At 67.9% G+C, this 22,013-nt stretch carries 20 protein-coding genes; 17 read left to right on the top strand and 3 right to left on the bottom strand.

Going from position 1 to position 22,013, the window contains the following annotated elements; all coding sequences use genetic code 11:
* Positions 1 to 5 precede the first annotated feature (5 nt).
* The gene (locus ABD116_RS27955) at positions 6 to 1,292 is read right to left on the bottom strand and encodes a citrate synthase (protein ID WP_343976507.1); all 1,287 of its coding nucleotides are present in this window, start codon (positions 1,290 to 1,292) and stop codon (positions 6 to 8) included.
* A 283-nt stretch (positions 1,293 to 1,575) separates the two neighbouring features.
* On the opposite strand from ABD116_RS27955, the gene rplM reads away from it, so the two are divergent.
* The 5 genes from rplM to ABD116_RS27980 all read left to right on the top strand — a co-directional run bounded on the left by rplM (position 1,576) and on the right by ABD116_RS27980 (position 5,542).
* Positions 1,576 to 2,019 (top strand): 50S ribosomal protein L13, encoded by a 444-nt coding sequence (gene rplM, locus ABD116_RS27960; RefSeq protein ID WP_343976510.1) that lies wholly within the window; start codon positions 1,576 to 1,578, stop codon positions 2,017 to 2,019.
* Between the two features lie 37 nt (positions 2,020 to 2,056).
* Positions 2,057 to 2,578, top strand: a complete 522-nt coding sequence (gene rpsI / locus ABD116_RS27965) for a 30S ribosomal protein S9 (protein ID WP_343976513.1) — start codon at positions 2,057 to 2,059, stop codon at positions 2,576 to 2,578.
* Positions 2,579 to 2,585: 7 nt separating this feature from the next.
* Complete coding sequence (gene glmM, locus ABD116_RS27970) at positions 2,586 to 3,932, top strand: phosphoglucosamine mutase (protein ID WP_343976517.1); 1,347 nt, start codon at positions 2,586 to 2,588, stop codon at positions 3,930 to 3,932.
* 63 nt (positions 3,933 to 3,995) lie between these two features.
* Positions 3,996 to 4,505, top strand: coding sequence for a SigE family RNA polymerase sigma factor (locus ABD116_RS27975; RefSeq protein ID WP_343976519.1), 510 nt, complete (start codon positions 3,996 to 3,998; stop codon positions 4,503 to 4,505).
* An 11-nt stretch (positions 4,506 to 4,516) separates the two neighbouring features.
* Positions 4,517 to 5,542 carry a hypothetical protein gene (locus tag ABD116_RS27980; protein ID WP_343976521.1) on the top strand — a complete coding sequence of 342 codons (1,026 nt, stop codon included), beginning with the start codon at positions 4,517 to 4,519 and terminating at the stop codon, positions 5,540 to 5,542.
* Between the two features lie 70 nt (positions 5,543 to 5,612).
* Here the strand turns inward: ABD116_RS27980 and ABD116_RS27985 are convergent, their stop codons facing one another.
* On the bottom strand, positions 5,613 to 6,623 hold the full coding sequence (locus tag ABD116_RS27985; protein WP_343976524.1) for a LacI family DNA-binding transcriptional regulator: 1,011 nt from the start codon (positions 6,621 to 6,623) through the stop codon (positions 5,613 to 5,615).
* A gap of 227 nt (positions 6,624 to 6,850) precedes the next feature.
* Between ABD116_RS27985 and ABD116_RS27990 the strand changes: the two genes are divergently transcribed.
* The 12 genes from ABD116_RS27990 (at position 6,851) to ABD116_RS28045 (ending at position 21,394) form a co-directional block, all read left to right on the top strand.
* The gene (locus ABD116_RS27990; RefSeq protein WP_343976527.1) at positions 6,851 to 8,080 is read left to right on the top strand and encodes an ABC transporter substrate-binding protein; all 1,230 of its coding nucleotides are present in this window, start codon (positions 6,851 to 6,853) and stop codon (positions 8,078 to 8,080) included.
* The gene (locus ABD116_RS27995) at positions 8,077 to 8,979 is read left to right on the top strand and encodes a carbohydrate ABC transporter permease (protein WP_343976530.1); all 903 of its coding nucleotides are present in this window, start codon (positions 8,077 to 8,079) and stop codon (positions 8,977 to 8,979) included. Before ABD116_RS27990 ends, ABD116_RS27995 begins: the two co-directional genes overlap by 4 nt.
* Before the next feature lie 13 nt (positions 8,980 to 8,992).
* Complete coding sequence (locus tag ABD116_RS28000) at positions 8,993 to 9,808, top strand: carbohydrate ABC transporter permease (RefSeq protein WP_343976533.1); 816 nt, start codon at positions 8,993 to 8,995, stop codon at positions 9,806 to 9,808.
* Positions 9,809 to 9,836: 28 nt separating this feature from the next.
* A complete protein-coding gene (locus ABD116_RS28005) occupies positions 9,837 to 10,628 on the top strand; it encodes a ThuA domain-containing protein (protein WP_343976536.1) in 792 nt (263 codons plus the stop codon).
* Positions 10,621 to 11,724, top strand: a complete 1,104-nt coding sequence (locus tag ABD116_RS28010; RefSeq protein WP_343976539.1) for a Gfo/Idh/MocA family protein — start codon at positions 10,621 to 10,623, stop codon at positions 11,722 to 11,724. The genes ABD116_RS28005 and ABD116_RS28010 overlap by 8 nt, the downstream gene beginning before the upstream one ends.
* Before the next feature lie 261 nt (positions 11,725 to 11,985).
* Positions 11,986 to 13,704, top strand: coding sequence for a glycoside hydrolase family 3 protein (locus ABD116_RS28015; RefSeq protein WP_343976542.1), 1,719 nt, complete (start codon positions 11,986 to 11,988; stop codon positions 13,702 to 13,704).
* Between the two features lie 23 nt (positions 13,705 to 13,727).
* On the top strand, positions 13,728 to 15,014 hold the full coding sequence (locus tag ABD116_RS28020; RefSeq protein WP_343976545.1) for an exo-beta-N-acetylmuramidase NamZ family protein: 1,287 nt from the start codon (positions 13,728 to 13,730) through the stop codon (positions 15,012 to 15,014).
* Between the two features lie 35 nt (positions 15,015 to 15,049).
* A complete protein-coding gene (locus ABD116_RS28025; protein WP_343976548.1) occupies positions 15,050 to 16,735 on the top strand; it encodes a serine hydrolase domain-containing protein in 1,686 nt (561 codons plus the stop codon).
* Between the two features lie 35 nt (positions 16,736 to 16,770).
* Positions 16,771 to 17,673: a MurR/RpiR family transcriptional regulator gene (locus ABD116_RS28030; RefSeq protein ID WP_343976550.1), complete on the top strand. Its 903-nt coding sequence runs from the start codon at positions 16,771 to 16,773 to the stop codon at positions 17,671 to 17,673.
* A gap of 32 nt (positions 17,674 to 17,705) precedes the next feature.
* Positions 17,706 to 18,599, top strand: a complete 894-nt coding sequence (gene murQ / locus ABD116_RS28035) for an N-acetylmuramic acid 6-phosphate etherase (protein WP_343976553.1) — start codon at positions 17,706 to 17,708, stop codon at positions 18,597 to 18,599.
* A 42-nt stretch (positions 18,600 to 18,641) separates the two neighbouring features.
* Positions 18,642 to 19,640, top strand: a complete 999-nt coding sequence (locus ABD116_RS28040) for a GNAT family N-acetyltransferase (protein ID WP_343976556.1) — start codon at positions 18,642 to 18,644, stop codon at positions 19,638 to 19,640.
* A gap of 392 nt (positions 19,641 to 20,032) precedes the next feature.
* Positions 20,033 to 21,394 carry a class I adenylate-forming enzyme family protein gene (locus ABD116_RS28045; RefSeq protein WP_343976859.1) on the top strand — a complete coding sequence of 454 codons (1,362 nt, stop codon included), beginning with the start codon at positions 20,033 to 20,035 and terminating at the stop codon, positions 21,392 to 21,394.
* Here the strand turns inward: ABD116_RS28045 and ABD116_RS28050 are convergent.
* Complete coding sequence (locus ABD116_RS28050) at positions 21,325 to 21,999, bottom strand: 4'-phosphopantetheinyl transferase family protein (RefSeq protein WP_343976559.1); 675 nt, start codon at positions 21,997 to 21,999, stop codon at positions 21,325 to 21,327. The genes ABD116_RS28045 and ABD116_RS28050 overlap by 70 nt on opposite strands.
* Positions 22,000 to 22,013 lie beyond the last annotated feature (14 nt).

Consider the following 22,013-nt stretch of genomic DNA (forward strand, 5'->3'; position numbering starts at 1 on the left):
GGTGTTTAGCGGTCGCCCATCGGGACGTACTGGACGCCGCGGGCGCCGGTGTAGATCTGCTTCGGGCGCGCGATCTTCTGGTCGGTGTCGCCGAGCGACTCCTTCCACTGCGCCAGCCAGCCCGAGGTGCGCGGGATGGCGAACAGCACGGTGAACATCTCCGGCGGGAACTGCAGGGCCTCGTAGATCAGGCCGGAGTAGAAGTCCACGTTCGGATAGAGCTTGCGGGAGACGAAGTACTCGTCCTCCAGCGCGATCTTCTCCAGCTCGACGGCGATCTTCAGCAGCGGGTTGATGCCCGTCACCTCGAACACGTCGTCGGCGGCCTTCTTGATGATCTTGGCGCGCGGGTCGTAGTTCTTGTAGACCCGGTGGCCGAAGCCCATCAGCCGCTCTTCACCGTTCTTGACGCCCTCGATGAACGAACCGACGTTGTCGACGGTGCCGATCCGGCGCAGCATCTTCAGCACCGCCTCGTTGGCGCCGCCGTGCAGCGGGCCGTACAGGGCCGCGATGCCGCCGGTGACCGCGGAGTACGGGTCGACCTGGGTGGAGCCGATCGCCCGGACCGCGTTGGTGGAGGCGTTCTGCTCGTGGTCGGCGTGCAGGATGAACAGGATCTCCAGCGCGCGCACCAGCCGGTCGTCGGCGGCGTACTTCGGCTCGCTCATCTTGAACAGCATCGACAAGAAGTTGGCCGCGTAGCTCAGCTCGTTGTCGGGGTAGACGTACGGCTTGCCCTGCGCGTGCCGGAAGGAGAACGCGCCCAGCGTCGGCATCTTGGCGATCAGCCGGCGGATCTGCAGGCCCCGCGACTCCTCGTCGAAGATGTCGCGCGACTCCGGGTAGAAGGTGGACAGCGCGCCCACCGAGGCGAGCAGCATGCCCATCGGGTGCGCGTCGTAGCGGAAGCCCTGCATGAAGGTCTTCAGGTTCTCGTGCACGAACGTGTGATACGTCACGTCGTGCACCCAGGCCTCGTACTGGGTCTTGTCCGGCAGCGCACCGTTCACCAGCAGGTACGCGACCTCCAGGTAGTTCGACTGCTCGGCGAGCTGCTCGATCGGGTAACCGCGGTACTCCAGGATGCCCTTGTCGCCGTCGATGAAGGTGACGGACGACCGGGTCGAGGCGGTGTTGACGAAGCCGGGGTCGTAGGTGGCCAGGCCACCGTCCCCGTCGGTTGCACTGATCTGCTTGAGATCGGCGGCACGGATGGTGCCATCGGTGATGGCAAGGTCGTAGTCCTTGCCGGTCCGGTTGTCCCGGACGGTGAGCGACTGTTCGGTCACAATGCCCTCTTCGGAAGCTGGCGCATCGCCGGAGTGAGTGAGGGTTATCGTCGCCGGCGGGACGCGGATCGGACTGCAATCTTCACCGCTAAACTAGTGCGGTCCCGGGTTGGTTCCAAGCCGGGGTCTCCGACCGGCTCAGGCTCGCTTTGACCCCGAGGCGTCCACGCCGGTATTCTGGGCTGCTGTTGTGCGTTCCTGGTCCTCGCCGGTGTGATTGCGGGCCGCTCGCCGACGTACCAGTTCTGATTTGTCAACCTCTGAGAAACGAAGGTCAACGACCGTGCGCACGTACAGCCCGAAACCTGCTGACGTCACCCGTGAGTGGCATGTGATCGACGCCACCGACGTCGTGCTCGGTCGGCTCGCCGTCCAGATCGCCACCCTGCTGCGTGGCAAGCACAAGCCGACGTTCGCCCCGCACGTCGACGGTGGCGACTTCGTCGTCGTCATCAACGCGTCGAAGATCGCCCTGTCCGGCAACAAGCGGACCGACAAGCTGGCGTACCGCCACTCGGGTCACCCGGGTGGTCTGACGGCCACGCCGGTCGGCGAGATCCTCGAGAAGGATCCTCGCAAGGCCGTCGAGAAGGCTGTCTGGGGCATGCTCCCGAAGAACCGCCTGAGCCGTCAGCTGCTTGGCAAGCTGAAGGTCTACGCCGGTCCGGAGCACCCGCACGTGGCCCAGCAGCCGAAGCCGTTCGAGATCACCCAGATCGCTCAGTAGTAGCGATCGCCGAGCCAGGTAAACGAGGATTCACAGCGTGAGCGACATCACCACCGAGACCGAAGAACTCGACACCGAGGTCCCCATCGACACCGAGGGCCCGGTTGCCTACACCTCCGAGACGAACCCGAGCCCGGAGCAGCGCGCCGAGTCCGGTCGCGTCGCGGTGATCAACCCGGCCGGTGCCACCGGCCGCCGTAAGGAAGCCGTTGCGCGCGTCCGGCTGATCCCGGGCACCGGCAACATCACCGTCAACGGCAAGCCGATCGACGTCTACTTCCCGAACAAGGTTCACCAGCAGCACGTGAACGAGCCGTTCGTGGTCGCCGGCCTCGAGGGCTCCTACGACGTCATCGCCCGGATCAACGGCGGCGGCATCACCGGCCAGGCCGGTGCCCTGCAGCTGGGCATCGCCCGGTGCCTGAACGCGGCCGACGAGGAGGCGAACCGTCCGGGTCTGAAGAAGGCCGGTCTGCTCTCCCGCGACGCGCGGATCAAGGAGCGCAAGAAGGCCGGTCTCAAGAAGGCCCGTAAGGCTCCGCAGTACAGCAAGCGCTGATCACCTGATGTCGCGTTTGTTCGGCACGGACGGAGTCCGTGGCCTGGCGAACGTGGATCTCACCGCGGAGCTGGCGCTCGACCTCTCGGTCGCGGCAGCTCACGTACTCGGCGAGGCCGGTGCCTTCGAAGGGCACCGGCCACGCGCCGTTGTGGGGCGGGATCCTCGGGCCAGTGGCGAGTTTCTGGAAGCAGCCGTGGTGGCCGGTCTGGCCTCCGCCGGCGTCGATGTCGTCCGGCTCGGCGTGCTGCCGACCCCGGCCGTCGCCTATCTGACCGGCTCGACCGGCTCCGACCTCGGGGTCATGCTGTCGGCCAGCCACAACCCGATGCCGGACAACGGGATCAAGTTCCTGGCCCGGGGCGGGATCAAACTCGACGACGTCATCGAGGACGCGATCGAGGTCCGTACCGGCGAGGAGTGGCAGCGCCCGACGGGTGCCGCCGTCGGCCGGGTGCTCGACGACGGGCAGGGCTTCGAGACGTATGTCTCGCACCTGGTCCGGTCGGCCCCGAACCGGTTCGACGGCGTCAAGGTGGTCATCGACTGCGCCAACGGCGCGGCCTCGCTGACCGCGCCCGAGGCATTGCGCCGGCTGGGCGCCGAGGTCATCACGTACGCCGCTGCGCCGGACGGTCTGAACATCAACCTCAACTGCGGTTCGACCCACATGGAGGGTCTGCGCCGCGAGGTGATCGGGCACGGCGCCGATCTCGGCATCGCGCTCGACGGCGACGCGGATCGCTGCCTGGCGGTGGATGCGGCCGGCGAGCTCGTCGACGGTGACCAGATCCTGGCCGTGCTCGCGTTGGCGATGCGCGACCTGGGCCGGCTGTCCAACGACACCGTGGTCGCGACCGTGATGAGCAACCTGGGCTTCGTCCAGGCGATGGTCCGGGAGCGGATCGCGGTCGAGCAGACCAAGGTCGGCGACCGGTACGTGCTGGAGGCAATGAAGGCCGGCGGACACAAGCTGGGCGGCGAACAGTCCGGCCACGTGATCCTGTCCGACCACGCGACCACCGGCGACGGCACCCTGACCGCGGTCATGCTGCTCGCCCGGATCGCCCAGACCGGCAAGTCACTGGCCGACCTGGCCGCCGTGATGACCCGCCTGCCGCAGGTCCTCGTCAACGTCCCCAACGTCGACAAGACCCGCGCCGGCACGGACGCCGAAGTACAAGCAGCCGTAGCAGCAGCCACCGCCCGCCTCGGCGACACCGGCCGCGTACTGCTCCGCCCCTCCGGCACAGAGCCCCTCGTCCGCGTCATGGTCGAGGCAGAGTCCTCCGCCACCGCCCACGAGGTAGCCCACGACCTGGCCGGCATCGTGGAAACGTCCCTCAAGCTCTGATCCGATGCAACTCCGCCTCCTCTGCCTGCCGTACTAAGGGAGACAGAGGAGAGTGGAGGGCCGATGCCTGATCAGGATCGGGACTACGTCGAGTTCGTCGTAGCGTCCAGTACGACGCTGCGCCGGACCGCCTACCTGGTCTGCGGTGATTGGCATCGTGCCGATGACGTGGTCCAGGACGCGTTGTACAAGCTGTACCTGTCCTGGTCGAAGGTGGATCGCGGCGGGAATCCTCTCGCCTACGCCCGCCGGATCGTCATCAACGCGGCCCTGGACATCGGTCGGCGCCCCTGGCGCCGGGAAGTGTCGACCGACAGTCCGCCCGAGTACGCCCGCAACGACGACACGGCCGATGTCTACGCCGAGCGCGACGAGGTCCTGTCGGCTCTGCTCCAGCTCGCGCCGCGTCAACGGGCCTGCATCGTCCTGCGGTACTACGAGGATCTCTCGATCGAGCAGACCGCCGAGATCCTCGACTGCACGCAGGGCACGGTCAAGAGCCAGGCCGCTCGCGGACTCGAAACTCTCCGTCAGACCATCAACCGGACCCGCTCGATCGGGCGGGTCTCGTGAAGGAGACGGACATGCAGGACGCCCCGGAGATCGGCGCCGAGCTTCACCGGCTGGCGAGCAGGGATCCACTGGCGCCGGTCGACGCGACCGGTCTGCTGGAACGCGGCCGCCGCGGCCGTCGCCGGCGCAGAGTCGCCGCCGTCAGTGGACTGACCGCGGCGGTGGTCGCGATCGGCGCCGGCCTGGCGTTGGTACCGGGCATTGGTTCTGCGCATCGGGAGTCAGAGGTCGCCGGCACGGCCGCTCCGCTGTTCACGCCGCTTCCTGGGGTGCCGCAGGGCGAGGCCGCGCTGGGGAAGATCACCCAGGCAGAGGCGGAGCGCCGCTGCACCGTCCGGTACGGCGTTCAGCCGCTGGAGAGGTTCCATCCCAGTGTCTACCGCGCCACGATGGGACTGATGAGCCCGCTGCCCGGGAAGAAGAACATGTTCGGGCCGGGGTGCATCGTCCCGGGTGACTCGAGGCCGACGGCCGCGGCGCTGGCGAAGGCGAAGGCGGATCCGATTCCGCAGACCGCCGACGGCCAGTTGCTCAACTGCTCGGTCCAGCTATGGCACGACCTGACGAAGTGGCGGGTCGTGGCGGCAGAGCCTGGCTATACGGGGATGAGCGAGGTGCTGAGGGTGCTGGCCGTATCGCCGACCGGCCACAGCGCGGCTACCTGCGACCTGGTCCCGTCAGGCAACGCAGCCCTCCAGGGGAAGTCGTCCAGGCCGAGCATTCTCACAGCGCAGGACGTGAGCCTGACGTCGCTGACTGGCGTTGCCGTGAACGAGGGCAGCGGCGAGGTCGGTTGCAAGGCGAAGTGCAGAGGCTGGACCTACATCGGCTATGGCCGGGTCGACCCAGCCATCACCCGCATCCACTTCAAGACGGTCAGCGGTGCCACCCACGACCTGACAGTCAGCAACGGTTGGTACGCCCTCTGGTGGTCCAACGGCGACCTCAAATCCCGCAGAGCGGCAACCGTCACCGCCTACAACGCCGCCGGCAAGCTGATCGAATCCGCTCATATCCCGGAGTTCAGCCTCAGGTGATCACTCACTGAACGGTGTGCCACCTCAGGCACACTGTTCAGTCGTCATCCGCCCCTGCCATTACCGCGCGCTACGGAGGTGGGGCGGTGGATTCGCCTAGGTGGAGTTTGGCGGGGATGAGGTGGGGTGGGGGGAGTGGGGTGGCACCCTCCAGTTGGCGGATCAGGGCTTCGGTGCCGAGTCGGCCGAGTTCGGGGCCAGGGGTTCGCATGATGGTCAGCTCGGGATTCGAGAGGGCTGCTGTGTCCGGGGCCATCAGCGAGAGCACCGAGATCTCGTCCGGGATGCGGCGGCCGAGGCGGTTCAGGCCGGACATCACGCCGAGTGCGGAGTACTCGTTCAGCACCAGGACGGCCGTCGTCTCCGGGTGATCTCGCAGCAGCCTGGTCGCCGCCTCCCGGCCCGCGCGGGTCGAGTCCGAGCACTCCAGCACGATGGTCTCGATGCCGTACCCGGCCGCGACCCGGCGATAGGCGGCCTCGGATCGCACGTACGGTCCGTAGGTGTGGAATCTCGGGTCGGCCAGGTCGCCGGAGACCAGCACCAGCCGGCGGTGCCCGAGGCCGTGCAGGTAGCCGACCGCGTCCTCGACCGTGGTGTCGAAGTCGATGTCGACGTGGGTCAGGCCTTCCAGGGCGGTGGTCCGGCCGATCAGCGCGAACGGTGTCCGGGTCCGCTGCAGCACCGCGATCCGTGGATCGTCGAGCTGGACCTCCATCAGGACGACCCCGTCGACCAGTGACTGCCCGACCAGTTCGGTCAGCTCGCCGCCGTCGTTCCCGACCGGCCAGAGCACCAGGTGGTAGTCCTGCTGGCGCGCCGCTTCGGCCGCACTGGTGAAGAACTCGGCTGCCGAGAATCCGAACCGGTGGTCCAGTGCCGGATAGGCCATCGCGATGATCCGGGTACGGCGGCTGGCCAGCGCGCGGGCGACCATGTTGCGGCGGAAGCCCAGCTCCGTCATCGCGAGCTCGATCCGCTCCCGGGTCGCCGGGGTCACCGGCTTGGTGTCGTTGAGCACGAAGGAGACGGTGGCGATGGACACGCCCGCCCGCTTCGCCACGTCCCGCATGGTCACCATCGGCCGTTGCCACCCCGCTCTCGTCTGCCGCCCAGCCTGTCACGAGGACCGTCCCAGGCCCTTGACAGTGGTGTGACGCAGGGCACATAGTCCCTGACTACGCGGCTAGTTAACCGCTTTGCCAGCCATCCCACAACTGAACGACGGCTTCCTTTCGTGATCATGGTTAAGCGCTTGACCAGCGCCGGGACGGTGGCTGTCGCCGACTCACCAAGGAGTGCAATGTCATGATCACGCAGCGGATCGCCGCGGCCCTGGCGGGGACGACTGCTCTGTCGCTCGTCATCGCCGGCTGCGGTGACAGCGGGAACCAGTCACCGTCCTCGTCCGGCGGCAGCGTCAGCAGCCTCTCGGTCCTCGACTACTACAACAACGACCCGGACAAGGCGCTCGTGCAGAAGGGGCTCGACTCCTGCGCGGGCAAGCTCGGGATCACGCTGCAGCGCGAGACGGTGCCTGGTGACACCTTGATCGCGAAGGTGCTGCAGCAGGCCTCGTCGAAGACACTGCCCGACGTGCTGATGCTGGACAACCCCGACGTCCAGCAGATCGCCGCGACCGGCGCGCTCGCGCCCTTGAACGACCTGGGCCTGAGCGGGGACGGGGTCATCGAGGGCATGAACGACGCGACGTCGTACCAGGGCAAGCTCTACGGACTGGCGCCGGTGACGAACACGATCGCGTTGTTCTACAACACGCAGCTGCTGCAGGAGGCCGGCGTCCAGCCGCCGAAGACCTGGGACGAGCTGAAGGCCGCGGCCAAGAAGCTCACCAAGCCCGGCCGGTACGGCATCGCCTTCAACGCCAACGCGACCTACGAAGGCTCTTGGCAGTTCCTGCCGGCGATGTGGACCAATGGTGGCGACGAGACGGACCTGAAGAGTCCGCAGGTCGCGGAAGCGCTGCAGCTGTGGGTGGATCTGGTGCAGTCGGGCTCGGCGTCGAAGAGCGTGATCAACTGGACGCAGGGCGATGTGAAGGACCAGTTCGTCGCCGGCAAGGCCGCGATGATGGTGAACGGTCCGTGGCAGATCCCGGCGCTGGCGAAGACCCCGAACGTCAAATGGGACGTGGTCACGTTCCCGCTGAACAAGCCGGACCAGACGCCGGTCGCACCGCTGGGCGGCGAGGCCTGGACCGTCCCGCTCAACAAGGACCAGGCCAAGCAGCAGAAGGCCGCCGACTTCGTGAAGTGCCTCAACTCCGACGAGAACGAGATGGCCTGGGCCAAGGCCCGCTTCACCCTGCCGACCAAGATCGCGCTGCTCGACCGGTACGCCGAGGAAGTGCCCTCGATGAAGGCGTTCGCCGAGCAGGTCAAGACCGCCCGGGCCCGGACCGGCAAGCTCGGCGAGAAGTGGCCCGACGCCGCCAAGGTGATCTATCAGGCGATCGCGCTGGCGCTGACCGGCAAGGCCTCGGCGCAGGACGCTTTCAGCAAGGCCTCCGGCGGGTGAGCTCTCGGGGACGGCGCCGTCGCGGTGAGGACCTGACCAAGGTCCTCTTCGTGGCGCCTGCCGCGCTGGCGATGCTCGCGCTGTTCGGGTACCCGGTGCTGAAGAACCTGATGATGAGCCTGCAGGACTACACCCTGCGGACGTTCTTCACCGGGCAGGCGCCGTGGGTCGGACTGCGGAACTACACGACGGTGGTGACCGATCAGATCTTCTCGCAGGCGATGGTGAACACGGCGTTGTTCACCATCGGCTCGATCGCCTTCCAGTTCGCCGCCGGTCTGGCGCTGGCGTTGTTCTTCCGCCGCCGGTTCCCGCTCAGCGGACTGCTGCGGTCGCTGCTCCTGCTGCCGTGGCTGCTGCCGCTGATCGTCTCCAGCGCGACCTGGCGGTCGATCCTCGAACAGGACAGCGGCATCCTGAACCGCACGCTGACCGGGCTCGGCCTGATCCGCGATCCGGTGCCGTGGCTGAACTCGCCGTCGGTGGCGCTGATCGCGGTGATCGGGGTGAACATCTGGATCGGCATCCCGTTCAACGTGACCCTGCTGTACTCCGGACTGGCAGAGATCCCGCACGAGTTGTACGAGGCCGGCCAGCTGGACGGCGCCACCGGCTGGCGCGCCTTCCGCCACATCACCTGGCCGAATCTGCGGGCGGTGGCCAGCGTGCTGCTGGTGCTCGGCGTCGTCTACACGATCAAGGTGCTGGACATCATCCTCGGCCTGACCGGCGGCGGCCCGGCCAACGCCACCCAGACGCTGGCGACCCAGTCGTACCAGCGCTCGTTCGTCGACTTCAAGTTCGGCGAGGGTGCGGCGCTGAGCAACATCCTGATCGCGATCTCGCTGTTGTTCGCGGTCGTCTACCTGCGCGGCACCCGCCGTGCCGTCGACGAATAGGAGGGGTACGACGATGTCCGACTCGGCTGTACGTCGTGCGATCTACACCGCGATCGGCGTACTGATCCTGTGCCTGATGCTGTTCCCGGTCTACTGGATGGTGAACGCCTCGCTGCAGCCGTCCGGCAACACCCTGACGGCCGGCTTCCTGCCGCTGGACCCGACCTTCGCCGGCTACCGGCGGGCGCTCAGCGAGCAGGGGCACAATCTGGTCACCAGTGTGCTCATCGCGGGCGGCACCGTGGTGCTCTGCTTGCTGATCTCGGCGCCGTGCGCGTACGCGTTGTCGCAGTTCCGGTCCCGCTGGGTGGGGATCGGGCTGCTGGCGATCCTGGTCTCGCAGATGATCCCGGGGATCGTGATCGCCAACGCGCTCTACACGGCCTACGAGCGGATCGGGCTGCTGAACTCGATCCCCGGCCTGATCGTGGCCAACTGCAGCAGCGGGATCCCGTTCGCGATCCTGATCCTGCGCTCGTTCATGCTCTCGCTGCCACCGTCGCTGGTGGAGGCGGCCCGGGTGGACGGAGCCGGCCTGTTCCGGGCGTTCGTCGCGATCGTGTTGCCGATCAGCAGGAACTCACTCATCACCGCCGGGCTGTTCACCTTCCTCTTCTCCTGGAGTGACTTCCTCTTCGCCCTCACGCTGACCACCAAGGGTGGCGTGCGGCCGGTCACGCTCGGGATCTACCAGTACCTGGGCACGCAGGTACAGAACTGGAACGCGGTGATGGCGACCGCCGTGCTGTCCGCGGTCCCGGCGATCGTGCTGCTGGTCGCCGCTCAGAAGTACATCGCCGCCGGCGCCATCGGTGGCGCCGTCAAATGACCCGACCCATCGATCAAGGACTACTGACATGACGCTTCGCGTACTCGTCTGGGGCGAGAATCGGCACGAGCAGGTCGAGCCGCACGTCGCCGAGATCTACCCCGACGGCATGCACACCACGATCGCGGAAGGCATCGCCGAGAATCTCGGTGACGCGGTCGAGGTCGCGACGACGACCCTCGACGAACCCGACCACGGGCTGACCGAGGAGGTGCTGGCGGGCACCGACGTACTGGTCTGGTGGGGCCACGCCGCGCACGGTGAGGTCGACGACAAGGTGGTCGACCGGGTGTACCAGCACGTCCTGTCGGGGATGGGCCTGCTCGTCCTGCACTCCGGCCACTGGTCGAAGATCTTCGGCAGGCTGATGGGCACCACCTGCACGCTGCGCTGGCGCAGCGAGCAGGATCGCGAACTGGTCTGGACGGTGAACCCGACGCACCCGATCGCGCGCGGCGTCCCCCATCCGATCGTGATCGAGCAGCAGGAGATGTACGGCGAGTTCTTCGACATCCCGGTGCCCGACGAGCTGGTCTTCGTCTCCACGTTCAGCGGCGGCGAGGTGTTCCGTTCCGGCTGCACCTTCCGCCGCGGTCACGGCAAGATCTTCTTCTTCTCGCCTGGCGATCAGGACTACCCGGTGTACCACCACAAGGATGTCCGCAAGGTGATCGCCAACGGGGTCGAGTGGGCCAGGACCGACCTGCCGGAGCGGGCGCTGCCGACGCTGCTGCGGTACGACACCGGTGACTTCTTCAACGGTCACGGGTACGCCGGGCCGATCGAGACCGAGTCCGATGAAGAGCGTGCCGATGCCTGAATCCCTCCGGCTCCTTCAGGTCGGCGCCGGTGGCATGGGCCGCGCCTGGCTGCGCAACATCAAGCAGAACCCGGACGTCGTCCTGGCCGGGCTGGTCGACCTCGACGTACCGCTGGCCCGGGCAGCGGCAGACGAGCACGGGTACGCCGAGGTCCCGGTGGCGGCATCGGTCGCCGAGCTGGCCGAGCGGACGGGTGCCGAGGCGGTGATCGACGTGACCGTCCCGGCGGCCCATCCGGCGGTCAGCGTGGATGCCTTGCTGCGCGGCCTGCCGGTGCTGTGCGAGAAGCCGCTGGCCGAGTCGGTCCGCGAATGCCTGACGATGGTCGCGGCCGCCGAGGCGAGTGGCAGGCTGCTGATGGTCTCGCAGTCCCGCCGGTACTTCCGGACCGGCGAGGCCTTCGGGCGGCAGCTGGCCGGGCTCGGCCCGATCGGGTCGTTGTCCTGCGAGTTCTCCAAGGCGCCACGGTTCGGCGGCTTCCGGGAGCAGATGGCCGAGCCGCTGCTCGTCGACATGGCGATCCACCAGTTCGACCTGGCCCGCAAGCTGATCGGCTCCGAGCCGTTGTCGGTGTACTGCGAGTCGTACAACCCGGACTGGAGCTGGTTCGCCGGGAACGCGGCCGCGGACGCGGTCTTCAGGTTCGACGGGGGAGCCAGGTTCGTCTTCACCGGAAGTTGGTGCGCGCCGGGGCTGGAGACCTCGTGGAACGGCCGCTGGCGGGCGAGTTCCGCGGACGGCACGGCGATCTGGGACGGCGACTCCGCACCGGTGGTCGAGAACGCCTCAGGGCCTGCTGTGCCGGCCGAGATCGGCACCGGGCCCGAAGAGATCGCTGGGTCGCTGGCCGAGTTCGTCCAGGCGCTGCGTACCTCCAGCACGCCGCAGACTGAGGTGCACACCAACGTGGTCAGCGTGGCGATGGTCGAGGCGGCGGTCCGCTCGTCGGCGTCGGGCGCCCCGGTCCGGATCGCCGATGTCGTCTCCGCTGCCTACGCCGAGGCGATCGAGACCACGCCGGCCGGGGTGCTGCTCGAGGTGCTGCGCTCCTGGTCGTCGGTCCAGCAGGTGGTCGGGCTGCCGGAGAAGTACTGAAACGATGTTCGATCGACAAGAACGTCGTTTCAGTGATGGACCAAACGCTTGAACGGTGCGGTTCGTTGTCGGGTGGGTGCGGGGAGTGTTGGATAGACGCGCGGTTCCCCTTGACCCAGGCGTGGCGCGTGGGTAACTTTCGCGTGCGGGGGCACGGTTGTAATTCAATTACCTGAGGGGTCGGTCATGTCCGCCTTGCGCCGTTTCGCCGTTGGCAGTCTTGGTCTTGCGATCATCGGGGCTCTGGTCCCGGGGAGTGCGGTGAGTGCTCCGCCGCCTGAGCCGGTCACGAATCTGCAGTTGGCCACCAAGGCGCTGCAGGGGATGACGCTCGAGGACAAGATCGGGCAGATGTTCGTCTTGTTCGCCTACGGGCCGGACGCGAGCAAGCCAGACGCCCGCAACACCGCCCTGTACGGCGTGGCGACGCCCGCCGAGGTGGTGGCGAAGTACAAGCCGGGCGGGTGGATCTACTTCAACGCCCGGGACAACGTGACCAGCCCGACCCAGCTGGCGACGTACTCCAACCAGCTGCAAGCGGCTGCCCTCAAGACCGGCCTGCATCTTCCGCTGACGATCGCGACCGACCAGGAGCAGGGCGTCGTGGTCCGCATCGGTCCGCCGGCCACGCAGTTCGGCGGCAACATGGCGCACGGGGCGACCCGCGACACCAAGGACGCCAGGACGGCCGCCGGTATCACCGGCCGCGAGCTCAAGGCGATGGGGATCCGGCAGGACTACGCCCCGGTCGCCGACGTCAACGTCAACGCGCTCAACCCGGTGATCGGCGTCCGCTCGTTCTCCAGCGACCCGAAGCTCGTCTCGGACATGACGGTGGCGCAGGTCAGGGGTTACCAAGAAGACGCCGGCATCATGGCGACCGCCAAGCACTTCCCCGGCCACGGTGACACCGTCGACGACAGCCACAACGCGCTGCCGACGATCAACCACACCCGCGCGCAGTGGGACGCGATCGACGCACCGAGCTTCAAGGCCGCGATCAAGGCCGGGATCGACTCGATCATGACCGCGCACATCGTCGTACCGTCCCTGGACCCCTCCGGTGACCCCGCGACGCTGAGCAAGCCGATCCTCACCGGCGTACTGCGCGGCGAGCTGGGCTTCAAGGGGCTCGTCATCACCGACGCGCTCGAGATGGCCGCCGTCCGGGCCAAGTACGGCGATGCCGAGGTGGCCGTCCGGGCGATCGAGGCCGGCGCCGACCAGCTGCTGCTGCCGCCGGCCCCCGACGTCCAGTTCAAGGCCGTCGTCGATGCCGTGAAGTCGGGCCGGATCAGCGAGCGCCAGGTCAACGAGAGCGTGCTGCGCGTCCTGCTGATGAAGCTCAAGAACGGTGTCCTCTTCCAGCCGTACGTCGACCCCGCGAAGATCTCGACCAAGGTCGGTACGCCGGCCAGCCTCGCCACCGCCCAGAAGATCGTCGACAAGTCCGTCACGCTGGTGAAGAACGACGCCAAGGCCCTCCCGCTGACCAAGGACCCGCGCAAGATCCTCGTCACCGGCTGGGGCGTCACCACCACCCAGTCGCTGGCCAACAGCCTCACCAAGCGAGGCGCGACCACCACCGTCGCCCAGACCGGCGCGGCCCCCACCGACGCCGCCATCGCCGACGCGGTCAGCAAGGCGCAGGCCAACGACGTCACCGTGGTCCTCACCCAGAAGGCGTGGGACACCAAGGTGGTCGACCCGGGCGCCAAGCAGCAGAAGCTCGTCAAGGACCTGCTGGCCACCGGCAAGACGGTCATCGTCGTGGCCGTCCGCGACCCGTACGACATCGCGTACTTCACCGCGGCGCCGACGTATCTGGCCACCTACGGCTACGCGGCCGTCTCGATGGAGTCGCTGGCCAAGGTCCTGTACGGCGAGATCGCACCGACCGGCAAGCTCCCGGTCGACATCCCGGTCGCCGGCGACCCCGCCACCCCGCTCTACAAGTTCGGCCACGGACTGTCCTGGTGACCCGTACTTCCAAAGGAGAACCGATGAAGCGCCGCAGCCTGCTCGCCGGTGCGGGAGCACTCGCCGCAGCCCCGCTGATCGACATCCAAGGAGCCGCCGCCGCGGAGCCTGCCAAGAAGAAGGGGGTGACGACCGGCGCGCAAGCGCTCGCGAAGGACAACTGGAAGGCGCTGGCCGGCCAGAAGGTCGGCGTGATCAGCAACCCGACCGGCATCCTCGACGACCTCAACCACATCGTCGACACCATGCACGCGTCCGGCAAGGTCAATGTGGTCGCCGTCTTCGGCCCCGAGCACGGCTTCCGCGGCAGCGCGCAGGCCGGCGGTTCCGAGGGCGACCACGTCGATCCGCGGACCGGGATCATGGTCTACGACGCGTACGGCGCGGCCGCGGCCAAGCTCGCCACGCTCTACACCAAGGCCGGCGTCGAGACCGTCGTCTTCGACATCCAGGACGTCGGCGCGCGGTTCTACACCTACATCTGGACGATGTACGAGGCGATGCTCGCGGCCGTCCAGACCGGCGCGAAGTTCGTCGTACTGGACCGGCCGAACCCCACTGGCGGCTCGGCGCGCGGCCCGATGCTGAAGCCCGGATTCACCTCGGGCGTCGGCAAGCGGGAGATCATCCAGCAGCACGGAATGACCGTCGGCGAGCTGGCCCGGCTGTTCAACGCCGAGTACCTGCCGCTGGACACGAACGGTGCGCGGCTCAAGGAGCTGCAGGTGATCGAGGTGAAGGGCTGGAAGCGCGACCAGCTGTACGCCGACACCGGCCTGACCTGGGTGATGCCGAGCCCGAACATGCCGACCCCCGACACCGCGTTGCTCTACCCGGGCGCGTGTCTGTTCGAGGCGACCAACATGTCCGAGGGCCGCGGTACGACCCGGCCGTTCGAGCTGATCGGCGCGCCGTACGTCGACTACAAGTGGGCGCAGGCGCTGCAGGCCAAGAACATCCCGGGCATCGAGTTCCGCGAGGCCTACTTCACGCCGTTCATCTCCAAGAACGCCAACGTGCTCTGCGGCGGTGTGCAGATCCAGATCACCGATCCGGACCGCGCCGAGGCGATCGTGGCGGCGACGCACATGATCGTGGAGGCCAAGAAGCTGTACCCGGGGTTCGCCTGGCGTACCGGTGACAACCCGCCCGGCCGCTGGATCGACCTGCTCACCGGCTCGGACCGCTACCGCACCATGGTCGACGGCGGCGCCACCGCCGAGGCGGTCGTCGCCGCCTGGCAGAGCGAGACCGACGCCTGGACCGCCCGCCGCGCGAAGTACCTGCTCTACAAGGGAGATCACCGGTGAAGAGAGCCTTCGTGTTCACGGTAGCCTCTACCCTCATGCTGACCATGGCCGGCCCCGCGGTTGCCTCAGGCAACAAGTCCGGACGTTTCGACCACCCGTACGACGGCTACGCGCCGAAGTCGACGCTGCTGCGCGACTCGACTCCGGCCAAGGCCGGTCTCGACCCCGCGCCGATCGACGCCGCGCTCGCCCAGGTGGCCGGCTGGACCCAGCCGTCCGGCACCACCAAACCCCTGTACGCCGGCGCCGTCACCCTGCTCGGCCACGACGGCAAGATCGTCACCAAGACGGCGACCGGGCTGGCCATCAAGTACTCCGACGGCAGCGGCACCGAGCTGCCCGCCGACCAGCAGATCCCGATGCGCACCGACACCATCTTCGACATGGCGTCGGTCTCCAAGCTGTTCACCTCGATCGTCGTGATGCAGCTGGTCGAGAAGGGCAAGGTCGGCCTGGACACCCCGATCGCGACGTACGTGCCGGAGTTCGCCGAGAACGGCAAGGCCGCGATCACGGTCCGGCAGGCGCTCACCCACACGACCGGGCTGCCCGCGTTCCTGCCGCTGTGGAGTGACCAGCCGACGCCGGAGCTGCGCCTGCACGAGGCACTCACGGCCAAGCTGAAGAACCCCGTCGGCACCACCTATCTCTACAGCGACCTCAACCTGATCTCGCTGGGTGAGGTCGCGCACCGGGTGACCGGCAAGACGCTCGACAAGCTGGTCGCGGACGGCATCACCAAGCCGCTGCAGATGCGCGACACCGGCTACAACCCGGACGAGAAGAAGAAGCCACGGATCGCCGCGACGGAGTACCAGACGGCCCCGCCGCGCGGGATGGTCTGGGGCTCGGTGCACGACGAGAACGCCTGGTCGCTCAACGGCGTCGCCGGGCACGCCGGGGTCTTCTCGACCGCGGACGACCTGGCCGTGCTGGCGCAGACGTTCCTCAACGGCGGTAGCTATCGCGGTGCGCGGATCCTCAAGACCGACTCGGTCACCGCGATGATCACCAACTTCAACCAGGGCTTCCCGGGCAACGACCACGGGCTGGGCTTCGAGCTGAACCAGCGCTGGTACATGGGTGGGTTGTCGGGTCCGCGGACGGCGGGGCACACCGGCTACACGGGGACGTCGATCGTGATCGACTTCGATTCGCGGTCGTTCGCGATTCTCTTGACCAACCGGGTGCATCCGAGCCGGAACTGGGGGAGTAACAATCCCGCCCGCAGGGCCGTAGTACAGGGCCTGGCGTTGTCGCTCGGGGTCGGGCCGCAGCATGGCAAGGATGCCTGGTTCTCGGGGACGACGGACGCCAGTACGACGACGCTCGCGGCCAAGGTCGCCGTACCGGCCGCCGGCGCGAAGGTGTCCTTCGACCTGTTCGTGGACACCGAGGACTCCGATCTGCTGTACCTGGAGAGCTCCGCCGACGGCACGACCTGGACGAAGGTGCCCTTCACGGTGCGCGATCGGGGGACCGTCATCGACACCGACGGCTCGATCAGCGGCTCGGGCGACCGGCACTGGCACCAGGTGACCGCGGACCTCGGGGCCGGTGACCAGACCTTGCGCTGGCGCTACACCTCCGATCCGCTCTACCAAGGCCGGGGCGTCTACGTGGACGGCGTGAAGATCACCTCGGGCCACGAGGTTCTTTTCGACGGTGAACGTACGCCTGAATCATTTGTCGCAACTGGTTGGAGACTTTCGCGTCGGTGACCCCGCTCGGTGCTTAATCGCCGTACGGTGGCGTCATGACTTCAGTTACCTCTCCAGAACCCACGGGGCCGCTGCTGGTCCGGGTCCGCGCGGTGATGCCCGCGCTGGCGCCGGCCGAGCAGCGGGTGGCGAACGCGGTCCTCGCGGACCCGGGCGGAGTGGCGGCGATGACGATCTCCGAACTGGCCGAGGTGGCGTCCACCTCGGAGACCACGGTCATCCGGTTCTGCAAGCAGATCGGCGTCCCCGGTTATCCGCAGCTCCGCCTGCAGCTGGCGGCTCAGTCGGCCACGGAGAACATCCGGCCCGAGGTCGGCGGCGACATCGAGCCGGGTGACTCGCTCGCCGACGTGGTCGGCAAGGTCGCGTTCGCCGACGAGAAGGCCGTCCGGGAGACCGCGCAGCAGCTCGACATCGAGTCCCTGAGCAAGGTCGTCGCCGCGGTCGCCAAGGCGCCGCGGGTCGACCTGTACGGGACCGGCGCCTCAGCGTTCGTGGCGCTCGATCTGCAGCAGAAGCTGCACCGGATCCGCCGCGTGGCCTTCGCCTGGTCGGACGTGCACGTCGCGCTGACCAGTGCCGCACTGCTCGGTGAAGGCGATGTCGCGATCGGCATTTCCCACACCGGTACCACCGCCGAGGTGGTCGAAGCGCTCGAGGAGGCCGCCAAGCACGGCGCCACCACGGTCGCGGTGACCAACTTTCCGCGGTCCCCGCTGGCCCGGACCGCCGATCTTGTGCTCACCACGGCCGCGCGCGAGACGACTTACCGTTCGGGCGCGATGTCCAGCCGGATCGTGCAGCTGATGGTGATCGACTGCCTGTTCATCGGCGTGGCCCAGTCGGTGCTGCCGGACGCCCGCAAGGCGCTCGAGGAGACGGCCACCGCGGTCCGGAGTCACCGGCTGAAGACGTCTGTCAATGATCAACAGAATTGAAAATCCTTCAGTAGAAAACTAACATCGTATCTGTGATCACACCCACGGAGCAGCGCAACCCCAGGACGCTCGCGATCGATGCGGTGGGCACCACCGAGATACTCCGGCTGGTCAACGCGGAGGATGCCAAGGTGGCCGGCGCGGTCGCCGCGGTGATCCCCGAGCTGGCGCGGGCAGTGGACGCCGCCGTCGAGGCCGTGCGCAACGGCGGCCGCGTGCACTACTTCGGCGCCGGTACGTCAGGCCGGCTCGCGGTGCTCGACGCTGCTGAGCTGCTGCCGACCTTCCACACCCCCGACGACCTGGTGGTCGCTCACCACGCGGGTGGCATGGAAGCGCTGCTGCGCGCGGTCGAGAACGTCGAGGACTCCGAGGAGGGCGGTGCGGCCGACGCCGCCTCCGTCACCAGCCGGGACATCGTCATCGGACTCGCGGCATCCGGCAGTACGCCGTACGTCGCCGGCGCTCTGAAAGCCGCCCGGGCGGTCGGCGCCACAACGGCCCTGGTGACCTCCAACCCAGCGGCCCCGCTGGCCCCGCTGGCCGACATCGTGATCGCCGCCGACACCGGCCCCGAGGCGATCGCCGGCTCCACTCGCCTGAAGGCCGGCACCGCCCAGAAGCTCATCCTGAACAGCTTCTCGACCACCCTGATGATCAAACTCGGCCGCACCTGGTCGAACCTGATGGTCGACATGGTCGCCACGAACCAGAAACTCCGCGGCCGCATGCTCCGCATCCTCGGCGAGGCCACCGGCGCCGACCCCGAAGCCTGCGCCGCCGCCCTCGCCGAAGCCGACGGCGAACTCAAACCGGCCCTGGTGCACCTCCTGACCGGCTCTCCCATCGCTGACGCCCGCCGAGCCCTCTCCCAGGCCGGCGGCCGGGTAGCCGTCGCTCTGGGCCTGCTGAGCGCCTCCGCGTAAAACCGTTCGCCGGGTGGTCGCTGTCTCCCTAGAGTCGGGAGGGTGATCACTGAGCGCATCGACCCGACGGATTCGGCTGCTTTCGACGAGTGGCATGGTGCCCTGGTGGAGGCCTCGGCGGCGGGCCGGGAGTTCGCCATCTGGTGGCCGCTGGAGGAGATGCGGGTCGCGCTGACGCGCCGTACGCCGTACTTCGAGCGGGAGCTGTGGGCCGTGCGGGACGAGGCGGGGGCGATCGCGGGGGTGCTTTATCTGGATCTGCCGCAGAAGGACAACACCTCGCTGGTGTCGGTGGAGCTGGCGGTTGTGCCGGGGCGGCGGAGGCAGGGGTACGGGACGGCGCTCGCCGAGTTGCTCGATGAGCGGGCCGCGGTGCGTGGGCGGACGATCGTGCACACGATGGTGCATTGTCCGCTCGGTGGGGAGGCGCCGGGGCAGGCGTTCGCGCGGGCGCGGGGGATGACGATGGGGATCTCCGACATGCATCGGGTTCTTCAGTTGCCGCTCGATCAGGGATTCCTGGAGGAGCTGGCGGCTGAGGTCGCCGGGCATCATCGTGACTACCGGCTCGTGAGTTGGCGGGATCGTTGCCCCGACGACCTGGTGGACGCGTACGCGGCGCTCGAGGGCACGTTCAACGACGAGGCGCCGATGGGGGAGCTCGAGATGGAGGCCGAGGTGTACGACGCGGCCCGGATCCGGTCCCGGGAGGACCAGGCCCGGGCACAGGGCCGTCGGTCCTGGGTCACGGTGGCGATCGCGCCGGACGGAACGCTGGCCGGGCAGACCGAGCTGCATGTCTCCGGCAACGAGAAGGTCAACGCCTTCCAGTCGGGCACGTTGGTGGCGCGGGCGCATCGCGGCCACCGGCTCGGGCTGGCGCTGAAGGTCCGCAACCACCTCGAGCTGCAGCGCACCAACACCGAGCAGCTGGTGATGCACACCTGGAACGCCGAGGAGAACACCGCGATGAACGCGGTCAACGCCGCGCTCGGGTACCGGGCGGTCGAGCGGACCGAGGAGTGGCAGCGGAAAATCTGAAAAATTTCTGCCGCCGAAGTTGTGGATCAGTGCGGAATTCAAAGGATTGAATTCCGCGGGGGGAACCCTTCGCGGTCCGGATGTTGATCGTAAAAGCTAACCGGTCGGAGTCTTGATACCGGTTTTTGAGTTAGTCGGCTGTTTGACTTTTGCGGCGCGCAAAACGGAGCAGCATGGCTGATCGGGGACCGAAAGAAAAGCGATCTCGGCCACATAGCGAAGGGTAGCCTTCCCATCACTTTCGGTCCGTAGACCGACTGCGTGATCGTGTCGTATCGTCACGTCATCGCCAAGCCTTGGTGGGGGCTCTGGTGCTCTGAATCCTTTGTGTTCAAGGCAACCTCGGAGCTCGGATGACCATGGACGGTACTGTCGTGGTGCCCGGAACCACTATGGGCGCCCAGTGGGTCGATGAAGTGCTGCTGGCCGGTGCGGCCAGTGACATCTGTTTTCGGCTACCCACTCCAATTGATCGCGGAATGCTGCGCCGGCTGGTGCTGGAACGGCAGACCGAATTGGCGGAATCGGGTTTGCGCCCGGGTGGTGCCGCGGCATTGCGGTTACCTCCGTCAATGGCATTTGTGACGCATTTGCTGGCGGTCTGGCGGCTCGGTGGGCAGGCGATCTTGCTGGATCACCGGCTGACCGACTACGAGGTACGCCGGGCGGTCGAGCGGCTGGTGCCGCAGGTGGTGGTCTCGCCGGACGGGCCGGTCGCGGCCGGGTTGCGCACGTTCGTCGACGTCGAGACGGCCGTCGCCAGCTACTCGGGTCACCCGGCCAACACCTCGCATGCCGTCGTCCAGCTCAGTTCTGGGTCGACCGGGCCGTCGAAGGTGATCGGGCGGACCGCCGAGGACCTGATCGAAGAGGTTCACCGGTACACCGAGATCGACGGCGTACCGGTGCGGGGCGAGCGGGTGATCCTGCTGCCGTCGATGGTGCATGTGCTCGGTCTCGTGGGTGGGCTGATGTACGGCCTGCACGCCGGCGTCGAGCTGGTCCCGCCGGCGCGGTTGACCGGGGATGCGATCGTCGCGGCGATCGCCAGTGGCAAGAGCCCGGCGACGGTGCTCGGGGTGCCGTTCCACATCGGGTTGCTGGCGTCCGTCAACGAGCCGCGGCGGTTGCCGCAGTTCAAGCGGATGACGACCGGTGGCGAGCTGGTGCCGTCGGCGGTCTCGGGCGCTTTCGAGGACAAGTACGGCGTACCGCTCGGCAACATGTACGGGATGACCGAGGTCGGGGTCATCGGCACCGATCTGTTCGGCGCGCATCGGCCGGCGATCCAGCCGGCGCCCGGCATCGACGTACGGGTCGTCGATGGGGAGCTGCACATCCGCCGGCCGGAGTCGCCGTATCTGGGGTTGTCGGATCCGACCCGGTGGGCCGACGGGTGGTTGCGCACCAAGGACGCGGGTGTGATCGACCCGGAGACCGGGCTGGTGTCGATCAAGGGGCGGCTGGACTCGCAGGTGTCGGTCGGTGGGTTGAAGGTCGACCTGACCGAGGTCGAGTACACGATGAACACGCTGCGCGGCGTCGAGGCCGCGGTGGTGGTCCACGACGGGTCGATCACGGCGTACGTGCAGCTCAACGAGCAACGCGACGTGGCGCGGATCGAGGCCGATCTGGCGCAGCTGCTGGCGTCGTACAAGCGGCCACGCAGTGTGCGCGTGCTCGCTCAGTTGCCCCGGACAACCACCGGGAAACTCGTCCGCGACACCGCGGTACTCCGCAAAGCGGCGCCGTGATGCTCACACACCTCGACGGCCGGAGTACCGACCGGCACGACAACAGCCACGACCGCATCAGCCGCAACCGGCAGATGAACCAGCACAAGGTCCGGCGCGGAGGCGATCAGCCCGCCGACGAGCGGCTCACCCCGCCGAGCCCCAGCGGGCGCGGGGGCGGTGAGCAACGGCATCGGGCGGCGCAGGCCTCCGCTTCGGAGGCCGGTGCCGAGGGCCTTGCCTACCGCTTCCTTTGCCGTCCAGAGGTGCAGGAATGCCTCGAGTTCTTCGGGCTGGACGCGCATCCAGGCGAGCTCGGCCGGGGTGAACCAGCGCCGGGCCAGGGCGGTGACGGGTCGGCGGTAGCGGTCTTCGAGGTCTATGCCGACTGGGCCCGCCAGGCCGGCGACGACCGCGACCAGCCGCTCGCTGTGGCTGAGGCTCACGGCGAGCGGGTCGACGTGCGGACCGCCGGCGGCGTCGTGCCGAAGGACCGGCGCGCCGTCGCTGAGCAGGGTGGCGGCGAGGTCGAGGAGGAGGGCGTGGGCGGCGGATCGCTGGTCGCGCGCGACGGGTTTCAGCCAGACGTGCACGGGGGCCAGATCGGTGCCCGGACGCTCAGTCACAGGAAGAAGGTATC

It is taken from the genome of Kribbella koreensis, from assembly GCF_039525325.1.
Classification (GTDB): Bacteria; Actinomycetota; Actinomycetes; order Propionibacteriales; family Kribbellaceae; genus Kribbella; species Kribbella koreensis.